Origin of the sequence: Cupriavidus sp. BIC8F, from assembly GCF_032465815.1 — a bacterium.
Classification (GTDB): Bacteria; Pseudomonadota; Gammaproteobacteria; order Burkholderiales; family Burkholderiaceae; genus Cupriavidus; species Cupriavidus necator.
Genome location: NZ_CP136094.1, coordinates 384,405 through 404,845 on the forward strand (window position 1 = coordinate 384,405; position 20,441 = coordinate 404,845).

Consider the following 20,441-nt stretch of genomic DNA (forward strand, 5'->3'; position numbering starts at 1 on the left):
GTCTGGAGACTGATATGAGAACCGCCGTCACGGAGTATTGCGCCAAGATCGGCCGCGACTCTCTGCTGGTTCAGGGTGCCGGTGGCAATGTTTCCTGGAAGGACGGGGATACGCTTTGGGTCAAGGCATCAGGCATGTGGCTTGCGGATGCCAAGCAAAAGGATATATTCGTCCCCGTAGATTTGGCGCACCTTTGTGTGGCCATCGCGTCCGGAAATATGGAGGTTCAGCCTCACGCGCTGGAAAGCAATGGTTTGCGGCCATCGATCGAGACACTACTCCATGCGCTGATGCCGCACCGAATCGTGGTTCATCTCCACGCTATCGAGGCGCTCGCACATCTGGTGCGATCCGACTATGCAAGCAAGCTAACTGCGATCGCCGATGAGAATCTTCGCTGGGCCTCTGTTTCCTATTTCAAGCCCGGTGCCGAATTAGCGCGCGCTGTAGACCACGCACTCAAGAAGTCCCCAGGTACTGATATCGTATTCCTTAAAAGTCATGGTGTCGTTATTGGTGGCGACGACGTAAATGAAGTTCACAGCAGGCTACGCAAAATAACGTCGCTTTTGCAAACATCGCCATACCCGCTGACAGGAAGGGAGGCCATGCCAAGGCCGATAACAACGCGCAGCGGCCTCGAATATCTGCCGGTCCCGGACCCTACCGTCCAGCAGCTAGCGCTCAACCCGGCGCTCTATGAGCAACTCCGCAGCAACTGGGCGCTCTACCCCGATCACCTTGTATTTCTCGGCGTGGAGCCCTTCTGTCAGGACAGCCCGGAGCACCTAGCGCGATCGTCGATCCCGGCCTCAGAATCACCGGAGCTGGTATTCGTCCGCGATCTGGGCGTATTCTCGTGCCCCTCACTAGGAGCAGGGAAGCTGGCTCAGCTGCGCTGCTATTATGACGTGCTTGCAAGGCAACATGAACCAGAGAAGGTAACATCTCTGACGCTCAAAGAAACGGCTGCGTTGCTCGACTGGGATGCGGAGAAATACCGCATGCAGCTCGCAAAATAGATCACACACAGAGAATGCAATTCCAAATAAGCGCTAGCCCAGTCGCCGCCCCAACCAAGGCGTTTCCGCTATTGCTCCTTGTCTGCCTGGCCGTGCTGATGCGCGCCCTGACATCGTTGAATCCTCACTTCATCGGACAGACGTGGCTCGAAGAAGGTACCGTATACTTTTTCTCCGCACGCTACAAAACACCGTTCGAAGCACTACTCAGCCACGACTACGTCTACATCAACCTAGTACCTAACCTTGTCGCACAATTCCTGGTTGGTCCCGTCGGGGGCGAAACTTCTCTGCTGCTATTTCCGATTCTATTCAAGGCAGCAGGCTGGCTTATCTATGGGGCATGCTGCGGGGCATTAATTTCACAGCGCTTTGATTTCATTTCCCCCCGCATTTGGGACAGATGGCTGCTTGCGCTGCTCTTCTGCGCCTTTCCTCATGTCGACATGAGCTTCGGGTACAACTCGACATATGGCGCCATCTTCCTGCTGCCCTGGCTGGGCGCGCGAACTAACCGCAGAGGCCAAGCACCCTTAGCTTATGTTGGCGAAATCGTGCTCGGCATTCTGTTCGCCTTTTCGAAGCCCATCATAGTCTATGCGGCGACTGTATATTTTGTCCTCGCTCTTTTCGATGCAATCATTAAGCGCTGCGTGCGTTCCACCTTCCTGTTTCTGGTGGTGCTGACATCACTATGCTTTGCTATCTATCTGATGGACCAGCCACCGCTGCAGGATGGTGCCGTGCCGCTCGACCTGCATGTCTTGAAGATCGCTACTTTCCGGCTTGTCGAAGCTGTTTTTCTCTCCATCAACGGCTACATTTCGCTGCCGGCACTGGATGGACGGCTGCCCATAGGATACCTAGCGCTGATTCCGCTTGTTCTTGCAGTAACTCTGCTTGTGCTTCTCGTCGCACGCAGGAAACAACTCCTGTCCCTCGCGACCGGCTGGCTTCGTAACTTTGGGCCCAGTACGCGAACGATAGTCTTCCTGGCATTGCTTGCCGCCGGCGCGGCATTGGGTGCCACGCAGTATTGGGAGCGGTGGCGGGTTGCCCCGCTGCACACATACGATTCATTTGCGATTTTCAATCGCCACCTCTTCCCGATTTTTGTTTCGACCACATTGATTGTATGCATGGCATTGCACAAGGCGGTGGATGGGCTGTCACAGAGGCTTGGCGTGTTGGCAGGGAACGCACTCAACCTTATCTACTTGGTGCAGGTGATTGCAGCTCTCATTTTCTTTCGCCTACCGGTCTCTATCGCCCCAGTTCAGCAGTTGAGGACAGCGGCACAGTTGGACAATCCCTCAATGTGGTCACAAACGATTGGCGATCTGCTGGGTCTGTACCCGTGCGCGCCAATATCCCCGCTCGGCCAAGCCATCAACTGCAAGTTTGAATCGAACAAGGGCAACGGCTTTCAGCAACAGAGGGAGAATGAAGGAGTGAACATTACCCCGTCCAGCCAGGATGGCAAGCATATACGCATAGTGCTCGTCGCCGTTGACAAGGAACCGGGCGCATGTGCACCCTTACGTATCAGTGACTTAGCAAATGGGAATAGCTATCCGGGGAAACGAGAAAACGAGACCAGTAAATTCATACTATTCTCCTTAGATCCTCCCCCGGGCAAGCAGCAGGCTAAGCTATCTCTGGAAGCAAGTTGCTCATCGGGCAAGCTGAGCGGAAAGTACTACATCCTGCAAATGTGAAAACTAAAAGGGATTCTTCTGGCTGCATGCACGCCCAGCGATTATCCCTTTGGGATTAATGCAACAGTTTGCTTCCCCGGGCAAACCACCGCCGCCCACGCCGCAAGAACCTCGCCGCATTGTGCATGATGCACAAATGCACTGCGGTGAGCACCAGGAAAGCTAGAAAGAGCACGCTCTCTGGCACGCCCGCGCGCCAGCCCATGACGCCGATCAGCCCCATCACGACATTGCTGGCCAGGATGAAGGCGACCGTCAAGCCCGGCCGCGAATTCATGCGCAGCAGAATGTGATGCAAATGCGTGCGATCGGCAGACAGCGGATTGCGGCCGGAGACGACTCGCCGTGCAACCACTGCAAGCAGGTCGATAAGCAGGAAGCCCGCCACCCACAACAGGACGACCGGCGGCACGCTCTTTCCACCGTTGTATTGGCCCTGCGAAAGCTGTACTGCGAACCACACGATGCCATAGCCGAGCGTCAAACTGCCAGCGTCGCCGAGGAAGACGCGCAGGCGGTTGTGCCGCAGCCGGTGTGGCAGGTTGAAGAGCAGGAAGCCCAGGATCGCACCGCAGAAGATCAGGCAGATGCGCTGCGCCATCAAGTTGCCGATGTCCCCCGCAATCACAGCAAACCATGCAAACATGAAGAAAGCCAGCCCCCCCGCCAAACCGTCAAGGCCATCGCTCATGTTCATGGCGTTGATTACGGCCAAAGCGGCAAGCAGTGTCAGGGGGATCGACCAGTCCGCAAGTGCGATTTCCCGGTGTCCCAGCAGATCTCCTAGCGACGTGAGATAGACCCCACCCCATGAGGTCATCAGGATGGCGGCAAAGAATTGCACGGCAAGTCGGATCATCGGCGAAACGCCACGCAGGTCGTCCATCATTCCAACGATTACCAGCAGCAGAATGCCGCCCAGCAATGCTGCATAGATACCCAACGGCCGTACGAAGGCGGCTGACATCAGCGCCAGTGCAAGCGTGATGCCGATGCCGCCCACCAACGGTATGACGCCTTCGTGGCGCTTACGGCCGCCGGGCCGGTCCACCAGGTCTGCGGCGACGGCGATCGGCCGTACCAGCAGAATGGCGATTACACAGGCCGCGAAGGCGAAGGCCGGAATCCAGAAGTACTCGAACATATCCCTGCACTCAAATGACAGAACGGGCGCCGTGGCTGCTGCGCCAACAAAAGTTCCTGTAGGTCGGCGAAGCGATCAGCCGGGCAAAGCTGCGCAAATGCCACCACAAATACCTCGGCTTGCGGCGACTATCCCTGCGCGCCGCGTGCTCAACGACGGCGTCCACTGTCCAGCTGACATTCCAGCCGGCGAGGTGCGCGCGCAGGCAGATGTCGACGTCTTCGCAATAAAGGTGGAAGCCCTCGTCAAAGCCACCAAGCATGCGGTAGGCGTCGGCATCGAACACAAGGCACATGCCCGCCATCCAATCCACGCTTTGGATACGGTCCGCCTTGTAGTCCGCACCCCGGATCCCCTTCAGATGGCGTCCCAGCAAACGGGCCAGCGTTGGCACGTGCCGGGCGCTGTCCTCAAGCCCCCCACTCGGGTTGACGACTTTCGGTCCTGCTACGCCCTTAGCCGCGCGAAGCTGGCTAACTAGGGGCCCAAACGGATCGCCCTGCAGCCGGATATCGGGATTCATGACGCAGAAGTACGGTGCTGCGGCGCGCGCAAAGGCAGCATTGTGATTGGCACCGAAGCCCTTGGGCTCCTCGTTGACGATATAGTCGATCGACAACGGCAGTTCGTCGAAACGGCGAGTGCGGTACGGCCCGAGATTCTCCGTCAGGATAACCTCCAGGGACAGATGAGCGCGCAGTGCCGCCAATTGCGCCAGCAATGGCGGAAGCAAGTCAGCCTGACCATGGCTGACAATGGAGACTGTCAGCTCCGGGGATATGGACTGCTGCATCTAGTAGGCCCCCATCCGTCCGATCACACCGTGCCAGATTCCTTTCATCATCATCGCAAAGCGGCGACGGCGCGGAGGCACCGCGAGACCGAAGAAAACCAGGAACTGCACGATGCGGCCGAGATGCGCAAAGCGCCAACTCCATGTCATTGGCGATTGCCTCAGCATCAGCACGGCATTGCGTAGGATGTAGTAGTCGCGCAGCGGCGAGTGGACCGACACTTCACGCCAGCGGCCGAACCAGACACGGATGACGTGATCACCGAGTGCATGGGTCAGCCGGGCCGTGCAAACGCCGAAGATCTGCCAGCCGGCCATGCGTGCGCGAAGGCACCATTCGGTGTCGACGTGGTCAATGAAATAACCTTCCTTCATCTCGCCTACCGCCTCAATCACTGCCATGGGAATCAGGCTGCCCGAGGAGATCAGGAAGTCCGTTTCCATCATGTCGTCCGGAGCGCCACAGGCCACCCGGCAGATGCGTCCGGACTGGACACGAACGAACTTTCCGAGCGTACCTGTACGCCTGTCCACCGACACCGGGCCGACCGCGGCCACGCGCGCGCCGTGTGCCGCAAGCAAGCGCTGCGCATCGACCAGGCGGTCGATCATGTCAGCAGCCGGCAGGCTGTCTTGATCGAACAGGACTACATACTCTAGTCCCAGTTCCGCTACGCGCCGGATTCCGATATTGTGGGCCGCGGCAATGCCGCAATTAATGGGAAGGGCAATCAGCTCAATGTTGCGGCCAGCCGCAAAGGAGCTGAGCAGCTCAACAACAGCGTGGCCTGACCCGTTATCGACAACATAGACCACCCTGACCTGGGCACACAGCGCAAGCAATAACTGCTGCAATGCGCCGAGATCCGGGCGGAAACTCACTACCACGGCACCAACGTGCTGGGCATAACGACTGTGCTCTGGCAACGATGCTGGCACCCTAGAACCTTTCTGACCATGTTGCGCCGCGCTCTTTCGTGTAGCAAGGGTCAACAAACTTAGCATAGACGGGAGGTCCCTCACGGCAGGCACCGACCGATCTGCGCGCCATTCAAGAAAAGCTCACAGATACCCGCACAGGCGCTGCATCACCATATGCCCGAAGATGGCGTGAACGTCTTCAGCCACTTGCATATCGTCGACGTCGGCCCACAGCACGTGCTGCGCCATTTCCTTCAGCTTGCCTCCGCGATACCCGCACAGGCCCAGCGTCACGGCATCGTTATCGTTGGCATACTGCACCGCGCGAATCACATTCTCCGAGTTGCCGCTGCCGGAAATGGCGATTACCAGGTCGCCCGGCGTCAGGATGTTCTTCAGCTGCTCGACAAAAATGTCCTGGAACGAAATGTCGTTGCCATAGGCCATCACTAGGCCCATGTTGTCGACCAGCGAGCGCCCGCGGAACGGCTTGCCGCCATACATGAAGACGCTCTTGTTCCAGTCAGTGATGAAATGGAGAGCGGTCATGGAGCTGCCGCCATTGCCCAGCGTAATGATCTGCTTGCCGGCCTGCCAAGCATCTGCGACAACCTGCACTGCATGATCGATCTCATCACGGTTGATGGTCGACAGCTGAGCGATAAGCTTGCCGAGATAGGCCTCGGCGATACCTTTGGATGAAATCATTTTTAACCCCTTGCCATGTTTCGCTGAGAACTCAATGATAAAAAATGATACGGCTGCCGAGCGGCTCGAAACCGATGGGAATAGGCCGCAAATCAGGCAGCGCCGCCTTGATCCGCTCGTGCTTGTCCTTGGGAGCGTATAGCATCAGGAAGCCCCCCGCACCGGCGCCCAGGATTTTGCCCCCCGTGGCGCCGGCCTTGCGTGCCGCGTCGTACCAATCGTCGATGAACGATGTGCTGATGCCGCTAGTGATGCTCTTCTTCAGCATCCAGTTTTCATGCAGGATGTCACCAAAGGCATCCACGTTGTTGTTTTGCAGTTCATTGCGCATGTCGTAGGCGAGTTGCACCATGCGCACCAGGGTGCGGTGCTTTGCCTCATCATTAGCAATGTCTTCCGACTGCTGCTTCAGCAGCGCCGATGCACTGCGCGTAATGCCCGTATAGAACAGCAGGACGTTACCCTCGAGTTCCTCTACAGTGCGGGGATCGCAAATCAGCGGCGACACCACAACCGATTCATCCGGGCAGAATTCGATCAGGTTAAACCCGCCAAACGCCGCAGCGTATTGGTCCTGCTTGCCGATCGGCTCGCCACACATCTCGATCTCGATCTTGCAGCTGTCCTCGCCGAGCTGTTCGCTGGACACATAGCGGCCTTTATAGGCGTTCAAAGCGTGCAGCAAGCCAACGGTAAAGGAACTCGATGACCCCAGACCTGTGCCCTTTGAAGGAATATCCGCAATGGTCGTGATCTCCACACCGCCATCCAGATCGAGCAGCTCCATGCCGGCGCGAACAAGGCGGTGTTCAATCTTGTCCACCGAGCTAACTTCCTCATTCTTTGAGTATGCGATACGGATGCCATTGTCAAACTTCTTGTTGACATTGACATAGACATATTTGTCGATTGCAGTGCTCAACACCGCACCGTTCTGCTTCCGGTAGAAAGCGGGTAAGTCGCTACCGCCGCCGACGAAGCTCATGCGGAGGGGAGTTCTACTGATGATCATGCTATTTCTTTCCGTTCGATGTGACACCTGCGATCCTGAATAGGATGGCGGTGGTGGCTGGACCGGCCACCACTGGCACCTCCTCGGCATACCGCTCTTCGTACAGCCGCAAGGCCTCGACTTCATTAACGCCGCGTAAGATGTATTCGCGCACGACGCGCTCGCGCCGCTGCGCCTCGTCGATCTCCACAAAAAACCTGTGCTTGGCATCCAGCGCCTCCGCCAGCGTCAGCGCAACAACTCCTTCTACGATGATGATTTCGCCGGGATGCACTTGCAATTCCTCGGCAGCTTGTACCTGCTGCCGCTTGAGCTTGCGATAGCCTGGCAAGGACAGCGATGCTGGCCGCGCAGACGGGTCAACGGATCGTATCGCTGCTTCCAGTGCGTGCATGTCGTGGCGTCCCAACACCCCCTGGCCACGCTCCGCCTCACTCAGCAGCCAGCGGTCGGTGGAAATGACATGGCATCGTTTGCCGGAATTCTGCAGGGTATCCCGCAGCACGCTGGCGAACGTGCTCTTGCCACTGCGCGACTGGCCGCCGACGAACACTATGCTGCCCGCTTCAATGCCATGCGCCAGCGGCGCAATGCGCTCCATAAGTCCTGGATAGATTTCCAGGATGAAGGCCACTGCCGCGGGAAAGTCCGGCACGATGTAGTCCGGCGTGACCCAGTACTTCTGCTCAAGCCCTGCATAGCCGGTCTCGACCAATATGGAGCGCACACCGGCACGTTGCGCGGCGAGCAGATCCGACGTCGTATCGCCGATCATCCACGACCTCTCCTTGGCGATATTCAGCTCTGCAACGGCAGCCTCAATCATTCCTGTCTTCGGCTTACGACAATCGCAGTCGATCTTCAGCTCAGGTACCTCGCCAGCGAAACCCTTGTCCGGATGATGCGGGCAATAGTAAATGCGGTCGACGTAGGCCCCTTCCTGCCCTAGCAAGGTTTCGAGCTTGTTGTGAATCTGCCGCAGTGACTCCGGCGTGCATTCGCCCCGGGCGACTACCGGCTGGTTGGTCACCACGCAGACGCGATACTCCGAGCGGTTCAGGCGGCGGACCGCCAGCTCCACACCCGCGAGCAATTCGAGCTGCCCCGGTTCATTGAGATGGTCCATCTCCCGGTTTAGCGTACCGTCCCGGTCGACGAACACGGCCATCTGCGGAATATCCAGTGCGGCACGGTGAATGCGGCCCGACATAAAGTCTGCGGAAACCTTATCGATGCGCGAAGGCGTGCCGCAATCCTTGATGTACTCGGGGCTGTTGTAGCCGCGCAGCGTCATGCCGCGACCGATCATTGCCGGGAATAACTCCTTGCCGAAATCCAGCATGCCCGCATGGCCCCGCCACGGCTCCAGCGCCGACTTCCGAATCCAATACAGCGCCGCATTGACCAGGTTGGGATAGTAGCGCGCGCTGTCGTGCGGATACGGATGGAAGCCGGAAACGTTGCCCCATTCGTCTATTTCCACCAGGTCCGAGTCCTGCGGATGATCATTGGGGTGCAGGAACAGTGTGGCAGCGACATCCCCCCCCTCCGCGTGATACCTGTGGAAGCGATCAAGATCGACTTCGAGCATGGTGTCACCGTACATCAGCAAGAACTCGTCGTCGAGCTGATCGAGGAGCTGCAGCACGGCACCAGCTGTGCCTCTAGGCTCGCCGTCGTCGATGCACTGGATTTCGAGGCCCCAATTCGCCTTGCTCGCGCAATACTCCGCAATCCGCTCGGCGCGGTAGTTCACCAGGATCAGCACCCTGTTGAACCCGTACCGCTTGGCCAGGAGGACCTGCCGCTCAAGCAGCGGCACGCCGCAAACATCAATCAGCGGCTTGGGAAGATCGCCCAATCGCTCGCGCAAGCGGGTGCCTTTGCCCCCTGCCAGGATTACGACCTGCTTCATCCCTGCGTTGCCTCCTGGGCCACGATCTGGCGCACGGCCTTGCGGACAGCCTCTGCCGACCCGAGCTTGGGTTTCCAGCCGAGGGTTTTAAGCTTGTCGACCGAATAGACGAAACGCGGCACGTCGCCAACCCAGCCCTTATTGCCCTCACCGTATGAGATACTCGCCCCAGGAGAGCGCTCGCGCACGGTTTCTTCTGCGATAAAGCGAACCGTGACACCGTCATCGCCCGCGCCGATATTGAATACGGCAACCTTCTCCGGCGACTTATCTCGGATGAATAGCATCGCGTCGACCAGTTCCTCCACGTGGAGATACCCCTTCTGCTGCGTGCCGTTGCCCAGGACGTCGAGATTGTCAGGTGTTGAGGCAAGCTTGCGCACAAAGTCCAGCATGACGCCGTGGGTGGCCGGAATGCCAATCACATTGGGGAAACGGAAAATGAAGGCACGCTCCAGGTGGCTCTCGGCTGCTGCGCTGATAGCCGCCTCCGAGGCAAGCTTCATCGCGCCATAGTTCGAGATCGGCAGCAGCGGGCCGATGTCCTCGACCAGCGGCCGCTCGCCCAGATCGCCGTAGATGGCCGAGCTGGACGCGAAAGCGATAACTGGCACTTTGGCTGCCTTCATCAGCTCCAAGGTGTTGAAGGTGGTCATGAACGTATCGCGGAGGTCTACATTGGCATTGTGGACGCCGGCCGGGATATCAGAGTTGGCGGCCATATGCCAGACCTCGGTAATCGGATCACGCGCGCGGAACGCCTCAAACGCAGTGCGGTAGGCGTCCAGGTCGGCCATCTCGACCTGAGCGAAGGCGAACCGTGGATGATCGATGACCTTGGCCAGATTCTCGCGACGGCCACGGCAGAAATTGTCCACGCCGAAGACGACGTGCCCCTTAGCAATCAGCACTTCGGCCAAATTGCAGCCTACGAATCCGGCGACACCAGTAATCAATATGCTCACGATAGTCCTGCTTTCAGTCTTAACTCTTCTGCCAGCCTTTACGATGCCGCGAAGGTACTGGCCTTCCAATGCTGGATGGGCCGCTTACGCTGCCACCTCCTCCTGCGCGTCGCTAATCGACTCCAGGCGGGCAACGATCAAGCTCTCAATACGACGTGCCATGCCTTCCTCGGAAGGGAAGCTGTCGACCAAGGCCAGCCCCTTCTCGCGGCGACTGGCCAGTTCTGTCGGGTTTCCGATCAGTTCCGCAATTTCTTCGGCCATGCGCTTTGGCTGCGGATCCGCAAGCAGCGCGATATCGGTGCGACCCGCATAATTGACAGCGTTGTCGCCGCGCGCAAGGTCGATGACCGGCAGTCCACAAGCCATCATTTCGTACGGAATCAGGCTAGGATTAGTGGTTGAGAACACAAGGCCAGCGTCGCCGTCGGAATACATTTGCGCGAGGTCATTGAGCGTAGGCAAGACCTCCCGAATGGTTACAGGGAAGTCGTAAGACTGCTTGCTGGCGTGCTTGGATCCAAACATGACGATCTCCACGTCCGGACGCATGCGATGGAACTCACGCAGTGCCATGACGCCGAGTTCGAAGCAACGGCGTGGCATCTCGGGCTTGGCAAAGAACACAAGATTCCTGTTCCCCTTGGTCCGGGCGCGCGGATAGTAAATTGAGCGGTCCACCGGGAACTGGAAGTGATCAGCGGCGGCCTGGAAATCGCGTCGCAGCATGACTTCGCACCACGGACCCGAGGTGATGTGATACAGGCCTAGGCGATAGGTATTCTCCGCCAGCACATACTCGGTGCCCATGGGTGCGAATGCAGGCTCAAAATCCTGCACGAAGTACATGATCTCCTTGGCCACACCGCGCGCGGTCAGGGCGGCATTGACGGTGGACCAGTGCGTGGCGAAAACCACGTCAGACGGCTGAATCTTGCCTTCGAATAGATGGACCGGACAATCCAGCGGATAGAAATGTTCCTGGATTTGCCGCTTGATGGTCTGCGGGTCCTTCTCCGTACCGATGAAGTACAGGTTAACTTGGTGGCCAAACTGCGAGAGGAAATAGGCTGCACGCAGGATGTTACGATGGCCGCCACCGCCGATGATCAGGCCCGGGATGACCCAGGAAATCCTCAGGCGGCCGGGCGCCAGCGCTTCGGCTCCAAGCGGCGCCACCTCTAACTGATGCGCAGCCTGTGCTGGGCCCTCAAGTGAAGCAAGTTTGTAAGCATCGCGCGCAGTCTTCGCGACTTCCTGGATCGAGAAATGCGCCATTGAGGCGTCGCGCGCCTTACCCCCGATAGTCTTCCGCAATTCGGCGGAGGCGGCCAGTTGAGACAGTGTGTCCTTCCATTCCTGCTGCGAGTTCAAGGCAAAACCATTCACGCCATTCTTGATTGCCCGCACGAACGTGTCGGTCGCGCTCGCCACCGTGGGGATGCCGAGCAGGCCGGCCTCAAAGAACTTCAGTTCGCTCTTGCCATGGCAGAACACGCTGCCGAGATCGAGCGGAGCAATATTGATATCGCACTCGCCCAGCACACGCAGCATAGTTTTGTAAGGCTGGAAGCCCATCCGCTCAATGCGACCGGCCAGCGCTTCCCAGCGCGCATCCAGGTCCAGATAGCCGACAATGCGCAATACTGTGTTCGGGTTCTCCTGCATCACGTCGAACAGGGCATCGGCGCACTGGGCAAAATCCGCTTGGTGCGTGCGGCTGCCGCTAAAATAGCCGATGCGTACAACTTGGCGCCCGACTGGGGGCAGGGCCAGGATTTCGGCAGCAACTGTTTGCTGTGCCTCGTTTATCGAATTGGGAATGACTACGGCGGTCTTGCCTAGCTTTTCCACTCGCGCCCGTAAATACTCTGTCGGCACGGTGACCATGTCCGCCGCCAGCAGCAGCTCTCGATAATGGTGAACGCCGTCAATGTATTGCTTTTGCTCGGACTCTGGCAACTGGCGGAATCCATCGATCTGATCGATGACATCTGGGTCGAAGACCAGATCGTCGACATCGAATACCACCTTGATGCCCCTGATCTTGGCGTACTTCAGAAACTGATCGACACCAACACCAAGATCGTACGGCGCTCGGAACAGCACCACCACGTCGGCCTTGACGTTCTGTTCCTGCAGCACACCGATGCGCCCATAGGGCATCACATGCACTTGGTACCCGAGATCTTCCAGGCCTTCGGCAAGGTTGTGCACGCGGTAGCGCTTCGACTCGCCCTCCCAACAGCCGATCGCGAAGACGACATCAAAATGCTGGTTGGTGATCGCGGGATCCGACGAGCCGCCTTGCCCGGAGACTAGAGCCGACTGTACACCGCTCCAGCCGTCCTGGCCCAGGCGCCGGCGGATCGCACCGGCGAGCGCACGCGTGCCATGCATGCGCTGGTACTCGCTGGCCTTGCGCAACATGCGTAGCGGCTGGCGCAGCTTGCCGCCGACGAAGCGGTATGGAGCCGTCATCTTCCAACTGGAAGAGTTCTGCATGGCAGCGACAACATCCCTCAGGTAGTCGCTGTCGCTGCACTGCAACGCCACTTCGCGCCGCAGTTCGGCGACCGATGTTGGCAACTCACGTTCCGCCGCCAGTGCACGGCGCAAGCCCGCGGCTTCCTCGCGAAGCCCGCCCAGCTCTCGCTCAAGGGCCGAAGACCTGGTACGGAGTTCTTTTTCGGTTGAACGCAAGGCATCGGCCTCGGCGCGCAGGGCTTCCAGTTCCTGCATGTTCCCCGCCAGCGTCGCATCGCGGGCTGCCACGAGTTCCACCAGACGATCTTCCGCATTGTGCAGAATGTCGATGTCACGCTCCAGCAAGGAGACATACTTATCATCACCAATAACCAGCACAGGCGCGATGCCTTCGGTAATCGGGCGTGACGGAGACACCGACGCGACGGCGATGAAGTAGTCCGCCTGCGCCAGCGAATACTGATCTTTCAGCGGCAGAATCTGATCAATTCGCTGCGGCACGCCGTCAGTAATCAGCGAAGCGAAATGGTTATTTTCGAAGTAAAAGCGAACCTGGGGGAAACTGCTTTCCAGCAGCGAGCGGAACTCCTGCTCCGAGAACTCCTTGGTATGAAAATGCGTACGCTTCTGCTCGAGTGCGCGCGGCGTGGAGATGATCAGGACACCGTCATCCTTCAGGGCACGTTGGATACACTGGATTACCTCACGCTGCGCGTCGACGTGCTCAATCAATTCGAAGCAGGTCACGACATCGAAGCGCTCGTCGAAATCGAAATTGGTCGCGGAAGCCACCTCGAAGGTGAGCTTCTCGTGGGCGTAAAATTCCTTTGCGTGACCCACCGCATCTGGCGACAGATCAAAGGCGCGCACGCTCGCCGCACCATTCTGCGCCATCCACCGGGAACCGTAGCCGACTCCACAGCCGACATCCAGCACGCGCTTGCCTTGGATCCATTGCGAGGCGAACGCATAGCGGGCCACGTGCTCCTGGTACATTTTCTCAGCAAACAACGGCTCACAGTTGCCAGCTTCGGGAACAATGCGCTCCCCCGTGAATTGAATCATTTAAAGCACCCTTATCTGACGAGCTGACATTCGATTGTTGCACCCAGCGCGGCGATACCGCCATCGTCGATCAAGCGGTCGGGTACAACTGTGACCTTCAGCGCCTCATAAAAAATATCAACAAGCTTTGGCGTCGCACGCATGTCGTACTGACAGTCGAAAACGACGATATAGCTTCCAGCATTCAGCGCCAGCGGCACCTCAAACGTTATAGAGTAAGTCTCGCCAGCAGCCGCATGCTCTATCATCGAATCGCGGCAAAGCAGGTTGGTATGGTAACAGTCGACCCCGGTTGCAGTGGTAATCATCATACCCATGATTACATTAGGTGTATCCGCATCAAAACGCACCCTCATGCGGAATCGCACGGTATCGCCTTGTTCGAAGGCGAGATGGCGATAATCGTGCCCAGCGATACCGACGTCGAGGATTCTACCCTGGGGCCGGGATTCGCCAGCGGGATCCCGCGGTCGCATTAACTCACCCGATGCAGCACCGATTTCCGACGCCCCGATGGTTGCCACGGCATAGCCGTTCAGTGCATCTGATTCCGCCACGGTATTACCAGTGTCGAGCGAGAACAGCAGCTTATTGTAGCGCTCGGACACCGCCTTGGCATTGCCCACTTGCACCGCCTTGCCGCCGTCAATCAATACCGCTCGGTCGCAAATCTGATTGATAGTATGTGTAGAATGCGACACGAACAAAATGGTTGCCCCGCTTTCCTTGATTTCCTGGATGCGGCGGATGCATTTAAGCTGGAACAGCTCATCACCGACTGCCAGCGCCTCGTCAACTATCAGGATATCGGGATCGAAATTAATGGCGACAGCAAATGCGAGCCGCATGATCATCCCGCTCGAATAATGCTTGACGGGCTGCTGAATGAAATCACCAAGAGCGGCAAACTCGATGATGACGTCCATTTTCCTGGTCAGCTCGAGGTCCGACATGCCGAGCACGGCGGCGCTCATGCGAATGTTCTCGAGGCCGGTGAACTCAGGGTTCAGCCCAGCACCGAGCTCCAGCAGCGCGGTAATGCGTCCGTTGGTTTCGATGCTCCCGGAGGTCGGCGTCAACACGCCTGAGATCAGCTGTAGAAGCGTCGATTTGCCCGCACCGTTGCGACCGACGATTCCGAACGTTTCCCCGCGCTGGATGGTCAGGTTGACATCGCGCAGCGCCCAGAACTCACGGAAGAACTGCCGTTTCCCCATGGCCAAGCCTTGCCAGAGGCGATGGCGAGGGGAATCGTAAATTTCATATCGTTTGCTCAATCCCGAAATACGGATTGCTATGTCTTGATCGGCTTCGCTCATATCCGGCTGGCTTAAAGGGATTACATTACATCGGCAAAAGCATGCCGGGTACGACGGAACCAGACCAAGCCTGCCATCGCCACGATAAGGCTCGCTGCCAGGTGATAGGGATACAGGTGCAGACCGTCGAGGCGCCCCCAGATCAGAAGATCACGGGTGTTCTCAATGTAGAAGGCCAGTGGATTCAATTGAGCCAGCAGACGCAATTTCGGCGGCAGCGCGTCGCTTGGATAAAAAACTGGCGACAGGAACATCATCACAGAAACCAGAATGCCGACCGCCTGCGATACGTCGCGCAGGAAGACCCCCAGCGAGGCAAGAAACCAGGTCAGCCCAGCTGCCAGCAGAACCAGTGGCAACAGCAAAAGCGGAAATAGGACAAAGGTCCAGGGCAACATTCCATTAAGGGCGATGCGAAAAACCAGCAGCACGCACAGGCTGATGCCGGCGCCAAACAACGCGCTTACCAGCGAAACCCAGGTCAGCGCCTCGAGCGGAAATACGACCTTCTTTACGTAGTTCGGATTATCGAGAATCAAGCGCGGCGCGCGGTTGATCACTTCGGCAAAGAAATTGAAAATGATCAGGCCCGCGAACATTAGGGTTGCGAACTCGGTCTTGCTGCCGCTTCCGCCAGCCCAGCGTGATTGGAAAATCACGCTGAAAACAAGCGTATAAACCGCCAGCATCAAAATTGGAGTCAACACGGTCCACAGCGCGCCCAGGACAGAACCTTTGTACTTGGCCGCGATCTCCCGCACTGCCATCTGCCGGATCAGGTTTCGGTTCCGGGTCAGGCTGGTGACGATGCCGGTAACGGGGCGCCCAAGGCGCTTCAAATTCTGCATCTCAATTCCAGCTCTTTCCATCACGCAAACACGTCCGCATCCGCCAACTGCCGTCCGGCCGCATCCTTCGCGGCTAATAGTGGCTCACTGTCGATGGGCCAATCTATGCCGACGTCGGCGTCATTCCAGAGTAGGCTGCGTTCGTGCTCGGGGTACCAGTAGTCGGTGGTCTTGTATAGGAACTCAGCGGAATCCGAGATAACTACAAATCCATGCGCAAATCCTTCCGGCACCCACAACTGGCGCTTGTTCTCTGCAGACAGAGTGACGCCAACCCATTTGCCGAAGGTGGGTGAGCTTTTCCTCAGGTCCACCGCCACATCAAATACCTCTCCTGCGACAACCCGCACCAACTTGCCCTGCGGATGCTGAATCTGGTAATGCAGCCCGCGCAGCACATTGCGCGTCGATCGCGAATGATTGTCTTGCACGAACGTCCGTGTCACGCCGGTTGCTTCCTCGAACTGCTTGGCATTGAAGCTCTCGAAAAAGAAGCCACGACTGTCGCCAAACACCTTGGGTTCAATAATCAAGACGTCCGGAATTTCTGTACGAATGACGTTCAAGCTCATTTGATCGCCTCCGAAATAATCTGCTGCAGGTACTTGCCATACCCGTTCTTGCGGAGCGGCGCGGCCAAGGCTGCCACCTGCTCAGCACTGATCCACTTGCTGCGGTACGCGATTTCTTCCGGACAAGCCACCATCAACCCCTGCCGATTCTGGAGAGTGGCAATAAAACTCGCTGCTTCCAGCAACGACTCATGCGTCCCCGTATCGAGCCACGCGTAGCCCCGCCCCATAATCTCCACGTCCAGCTTGGCAGCTTCCAAATAGCGCTTGTTGACATCGGTGATCTCAAGCTCGCCGCGCGGCGACGGCTTTATATCAGCGGCAATATCGCAGACCTGATTGTCGTAGAAATACAGGCCAGTCACCGCATAATGAGAACGAGGCTTCGCCGGCTTTTCCTCCAGCGACAGCGCGCGGAAATTGTCATCAAACTCCACCACGCCATAACGCTCAGGATCATGCACGTGATATGCGAACACGGTCGCGCCTTCCTTCTGCTTGGCGGAGCGAGTCAATTGACTAACCAGATCGTGGCCATGGAAGATGTTATCCCCCAGAATCAGCGTGGACGGATCATTGCCAATGAACCCGCGGCCGATGATGAAGGCCTGGGCCAAGCCATCCGGCGAGGGTTGCACCGCATACTGCAGATTGATCCCCCACTTGCTGCCATCGCCAAGCATGTCGGTAAAGCGCGGCGTGTCTTCCGGTGTCGATATAATCAGGATGTCCCGAATCCCTGCCAGCATCAGCGTGGACAGCGGATAGTAGATCATCGGCTTGTCATAGACCGGCAGCAGCTGCTTGGAGACCGATCGCGTGATCGGATAAAGCCGAGTGCCGGAGCCTCCGGCGAGAATGATGCCCTTGCGCATGATGTCTAGCTCAGGAAAAGATCTGGTCCAGCAGGTAGTGCACACCTTGCTGCCAATCTGGAAGATGGATGCCGAAGGTCTGGCGCAGCTTGGCGGTGCTCAGGCGAGAGTTGGCTGGGCGCGGGGCTGGCAGCGGATATGCCGTGGCCGGGATCGCTTCGATGCGTGCTGGATCTACCTTCAGTTCTATGCCTTTGGCGGCGGCATAGCGCAGCACTTCGGTGGCATAGGCGTGCCAGCTGGTCTCGCCAGTGGCGGCCAGGTGATAGATGCCGGCGGCGAAGCTCTGCCTGTCACCAAACAACCAGTGGCGCGCCACAATCTGCGCGGTCACATCAGCAATCAACGCGGCCGTGGTAGGGGCACCGAATTGATCGGCAATCACACGCAGGCTATCTCGCTCGCGACCAAGCCGCAGCATGGTCTTGGCGAAGTTGCCACCGTGAGCACCGGCTACCCAGCAGGTCCGTAGGATCAGGGCTGAACCACCGGCCGCTGCAATGGCCTGCTCGCCGGCCAGCTTGCTCTTGCCATAGACCGATTGGGGGTTGACCGGGTCGCTTTCAGCGTAGGCACCGTCCTTGCTGCCATCGAAGACGTAGTCGGTCGAGTAGTGAACCAGCAGGCTGCCGAGCGCCTTCGCTTCTTCCGCAAGAACTCCCGCAGCCGTGCCATTGATGGCAAAAGCCAGTTCTGCTTCTGTCTCTGCCTTGTCGACGGCAGTGTAGGCCGCTGGGTTGACGATGACATCGGGGCGGCATTCTCGGATGACGCGCCGGATATCGTCTGGGCGAGAGAGATCCAAACCGGTGCGGTCAACCGCCACCACCTGGCCAAGCGGCGCAAGGCTACGGCGCAACTCGAAGCCGACCTGGCCATTGCTGCCGGTCACAAGGAGGGTGGGGGCGGCCGATTTATGCTGCATATTGTTTCGCCACCCAGTTCCGATACTGCCCGGACATCACATCCTGCACCCATGCCTGGTTATCCAGGTACCACTGCACCGTCTTGCGCAGGCCGGACTCAAACGTCTCCGCCGGCTTCCAGCCAAGCTCCCGCTCCAGCTTGCGGGCATCGATCGCGTAACGGCGATCGTGGCCAGGACGGTCCTTCACGAAGGTGATCTGGTCGCGGTACGAGCCGGTTGCCTTGGGAGACAGTTCATCCAGCAAGTCACACAGGGTGTGCACCACGTCGAGGTTGGTCTTCTCGTTCCAGCCGCCGACGTTGTAGGTTTCACCCAGGCGACCCCGTGCCAGCACTTCGCGGATGGCCGAGCAGTGGTCCCGCACGTACAACCAGTCGCGCACGTTCTGTCCGTCGCCATAGATCGGCAGCGGCTTGCCGGCCAGCGCATTGGCGATGATCAGCGGGATCAGCTTTTCCGGGAAATGGTACGGGCCGTAGTTGTTGGAGCAGTTTGTCGTCAGTACCGGCAGACCGTAGGTATGGTGATACGCGCGCACCAGATGATCCGATGCTGCCTTGGAGGCCGAGTACGGGCTATTGGGCGCATACGGCGTAGTCTCCGAGAACTGGGGGTCGGTTTCGCTCAGCGAGCCGAACACCTCGTCGGTGGAGACGTGGAGGAAGCGGAAATCGGATCTGGCCGGCTCTTCCAGGCTGCCCCAGTAGGCGCGCGCAGCTTCCAGCAACGTGAAGGTGCCGACGATATTGGTCTCGATGAATTCCGCCGGCCCGTGAATGGACCGGTCGACGTGGCTCTCCGCCGCGAAGTGCACGACTGCGCGTGGTTTGTAGGTAGCGAAAAGCTCGTCCAGGGCGGCGCGGTCGCAGATATCCGTTTGCGAGAACACGTGGCGCGGATCGTTTTCCACCGACGCCAGGGTCTTCCGGTTGCCCGCATAGGTGAGCTTGTCGACGTTAATGACCCCGTCAGCCGACTTGTCACCCAACCATGCCAGAACGAAATTGGCACCGATGAATCCGGCGCCGCCTGTGACCAAAATATGCGACAAACCTTGCTCCTTGCCTCGATATGTTTCGATGACCCGACAAAAGCCGGGCGCCCACCTTGTCCCCTTCAGGACGGGCGGGGCGTTAAGTGCCTGCAGAAGTGGCGGTATTCTATCCGACGGAATGCCCTAACCTACGTCCTCCCCCCCTCTTTTTGTAGCCTCATGTAACCGTGCCACGGTATATCGGTCACAAAACTACAAATCGAAGCGAAATAATTCTCCGACCCCGCTGATGCCCAACACCAAAGTGCTCCTTACAACACCTCACGCCGTCGGCGACCTCCAGGGCTGTGCGCCCTCCCTCGACACGCTCCTCGCACAGCTCCCCGCCGAAACACCACTGCGCTTCGTCGGCGACCTGATCAACCGCGGCCCCGCCGCGCTGCAGACGTTGCGCGCCATCCGCGCCATGGGCAGCCGCACTGAAACCGTCCTCGGCAACCACGACATCCACCTCCTCGCCGTCGCCGCAGGCGTGCGCAAGAAGGGCAAATCCGACACCCTGGACGACATCCTCACCGCCCCCGATTGTGAGGACCTACTCACCTGGCTCCGCCACCGCCCCCTGGCCCTGCTGGAAAACAACTTCCTCCTGATCCACGCCGGCGTCCTCCCCCAATGGACCGCCACCCAGGTCATCGACCTCGCCCACGAAGTCGAAGAACAACTCCAGGGCCCCAACTGGCAAGGCTTCCTCGCCGACATCTTCGGCAACGCCGCCAACCGCTGGCACGACGGTCTGCGCGGCATCGAACGCCACCGCGTGGTAATCAATGCCCTCACCCGGCTACGCTACTGCACTGTCGATGGCGTGATGGACTTCAAGACCAAGGAAGGCCTGGGCAAGGCGCCGGACGGGTTCATGCCATGGTTCGACGTGCCGGGGCGGCGTACCGGGGATGTGACGGTGGTATGCGGCCATTGGTCGACGCTGGGCCTGGTCATGCGGCCGAACCTGATGGCGCTGGATACGGGCTGCGTCTGGGGTGGCAAGCTGACGGCGGCCCGGTTGGCACAGGATCCAGCCGAACGGACGGTTGTTCAGGCGGATTGCCCGCAATATTGTGACCCGCTGGCCTGACTGGCAATCCCGCGTTG

At 58.6% G+C, this 20,441-nt stretch carries 17 protein-coding genes; 3 read left to right on the forward strand and 14 right to left on the reverse strand.

The annotated features are described in order from the left end of the window. Nucleotides 1–14 precede the first annotated feature (14 nt). Together RS901_RS01785 and RS901_RS01790 are read left to right on the forward strand one after the other, a co-directional pair. Complete coding sequence (locus RS901_RS01785) at nucleotides 15–1,022, forward strand: class II aldolase/adducin family protein (protein WP_316151113.1); 1,008 nt, start codon at nucleotides 15–17, stop codon at nucleotides 1,020–1,022. 14 nt (nucleotides 1,023–1,036) lie between these two features. Further along, entirely contained in the window at nucleotides 1,037–2,740 is a 1,704-nt protein-coding gene (locus tag RS901_RS01790) for a hypothetical protein (protein WP_316151115.1), read from the forward strand. A 55-nt stretch (nucleotides 2,741–2,795) separates the two neighbouring features. On the opposite strand, the gene RS901_RS01795 is transcribed toward RS901_RS01790, so the two are convergent. The 14 genes from RS901_RS01795 to rfbB form a co-directional block, all read right to left on the reverse strand. Next, a complete protein-coding gene (locus RS901_RS01795) occupies nucleotides 2,796–3,884 on the reverse strand; it encodes an MraY family glycosyltransferase (protein ID WP_316151116.1) in 1,089 nt (362 codons plus the stop codon). A gap of 10 nt (nucleotides 3,885–3,894) precedes the next feature. Then, nucleotides 3,895–4,677, reverse strand: a complete 783-nt coding sequence (locus RS901_RS01800; RefSeq protein ID WP_316151117.1) for a glycosyltransferase — start codon at nucleotides 4,675–4,677, stop codon at nucleotides 3,895–3,897. Then, nucleotides 4,678–5,559 carry a rhamnosyltransferase gene (locus RS901_RS01805; RefSeq protein WP_410054145.1) on the reverse strand — a complete coding sequence of 294 codons (882 nt, stop codon included), beginning with the start codon at nucleotides 5,557–5,559 and terminating at the stop codon, nucleotides 4,678–4,680. Nucleotides 5,560–5,739: 180 nt separating this feature from the next. Further along, nucleotides 5,740–6,306 carry an SIS domain-containing protein gene (locus RS901_RS01810; RefSeq protein ID WP_316151119.1) on the reverse strand — a complete coding sequence of 189 codons (567 nt, stop codon included), beginning with the start codon at nucleotides 6,304–6,306 and terminating at the stop codon, nucleotides 5,740–5,742. Nucleotides 6,307–6,337: 31 nt separating this feature from the next. Beyond that, the gene (locus RS901_RS01815; protein WP_316151121.1) at nucleotides 6,338–7,318 is read right to left on the reverse strand and encodes a GHMP kinase; all 981 of its coding nucleotides are present in this window, start codon (nucleotides 7,316–7,318) and stop codon (nucleotides 6,338–6,340) included. A 1-nt stretch (nucleotide 7,319) separates the two neighbouring features. Further along, nucleotides 7,320–9,233: an HAD-IIIA family hydrolase gene (locus RS901_RS01820; protein ID WP_316151122.1), complete on the reverse strand. Its 1,914-nt coding sequence runs from the start codon at nucleotides 9,231–9,233 to the stop codon at nucleotides 7,320–7,322. Then, on the reverse strand, nucleotides 9,230–10,198 hold the full coding sequence (locus RS901_RS01825) for an NAD-dependent epimerase/dehydratase family protein (protein ID WP_316151123.1): 969 nt from the start codon (nucleotides 10,196–10,198) through the stop codon (nucleotides 9,230–9,232). The genes RS901_RS01820 and RS901_RS01825 overlap by 4 nt, the downstream gene beginning before the upstream one ends. 84 nt (nucleotides 10,199–10,282) lie before the next feature. Continuing rightward, complete coding sequence (locus RS901_RS01830; protein WP_316151124.1) at nucleotides 10,283–13,750, reverse strand: methyltransferase domain-containing protein; 3,468 nt, start codon at nucleotides 13,748–13,750, stop codon at nucleotides 10,283–10,285. A gap of 11 nt (nucleotides 13,751–13,761) precedes the next feature. Further along, the gene (locus RS901_RS01835) at nucleotides 13,762–15,069 is read right to left on the reverse strand and encodes an ABC transporter ATP-binding protein (protein ID WP_316151125.1); all 1,308 of its coding nucleotides are present in this window, start codon (nucleotides 15,067–15,069) and stop codon (nucleotides 13,762–13,764) included. 20 nt (nucleotides 15,070–15,089) lie between these two features. Beyond that, a complete protein-coding gene (locus tag RS901_RS01840) occupies nucleotides 15,090–15,917 on the reverse strand; it encodes an ABC transporter permease (protein WP_316151126.1) in 828 nt (275 codons plus the stop codon). Nucleotides 15,918–15,937: 20 nt separating this feature from the next. Beyond that, complete coding sequence (gene rfbC / locus RS901_RS01845) at nucleotides 15,938–16,489, reverse strand: dTDP-4-dehydrorhamnose 3,5-epimerase (protein ID WP_316151128.1); 552 nt, start codon at nucleotides 16,487–16,489, stop codon at nucleotides 15,938–15,940. Further along, nucleotides 16,486–17,364, reverse strand: coding sequence for a glucose-1-phosphate thymidylyltransferase RfbA (rfbA, locus tag RS901_RS01850; protein WP_316151131.1), 879 nt, complete (start codon nucleotides 17,362–17,364; stop codon nucleotides 16,486–16,488). Before rfbA ends, rfbC begins: the two co-directional genes overlap by 4 nt. 10 nt (nucleotides 17,365–17,374) lie before the next feature. Further along, entirely contained in the window at nucleotides 17,375–18,289 is a 915-nt protein-coding gene (rfbD, locus tag RS901_RS01855) for a dTDP-4-dehydrorhamnose reductase (RefSeq protein ID WP_316151133.1), read from the reverse strand. After that, the gene (rfbB, locus tag RS901_RS01860) at nucleotides 18,279–19,343 is read right to left on the reverse strand and encodes a dTDP-glucose 4,6-dehydratase (protein ID WP_316151134.1); all 1,065 of its coding nucleotides are present in this window, start codon (nucleotides 19,341–19,343) and stop codon (nucleotides 18,279–18,281) included. The genes rfbD and rfbB overlap by 11 nt, the downstream gene beginning before the upstream one ends. Nucleotides 19,344–19,575: 232 nt before the next feature. Here rfbB and RS901_RS01865 point away from each other — a divergent pair, with 232 nt between their 5' ends. Further along, nucleotides 19,576–20,424, forward strand: coding sequence for a symmetrical bis(5'-nucleosyl)-tetraphosphatase (locus RS901_RS01865; protein WP_316151136.1), 849 nt, complete (start codon nucleotides 19,576–19,578; stop codon nucleotides 20,422–20,424). Nucleotides 20,425–20,441: the final 17 nt, after the last annotated feature.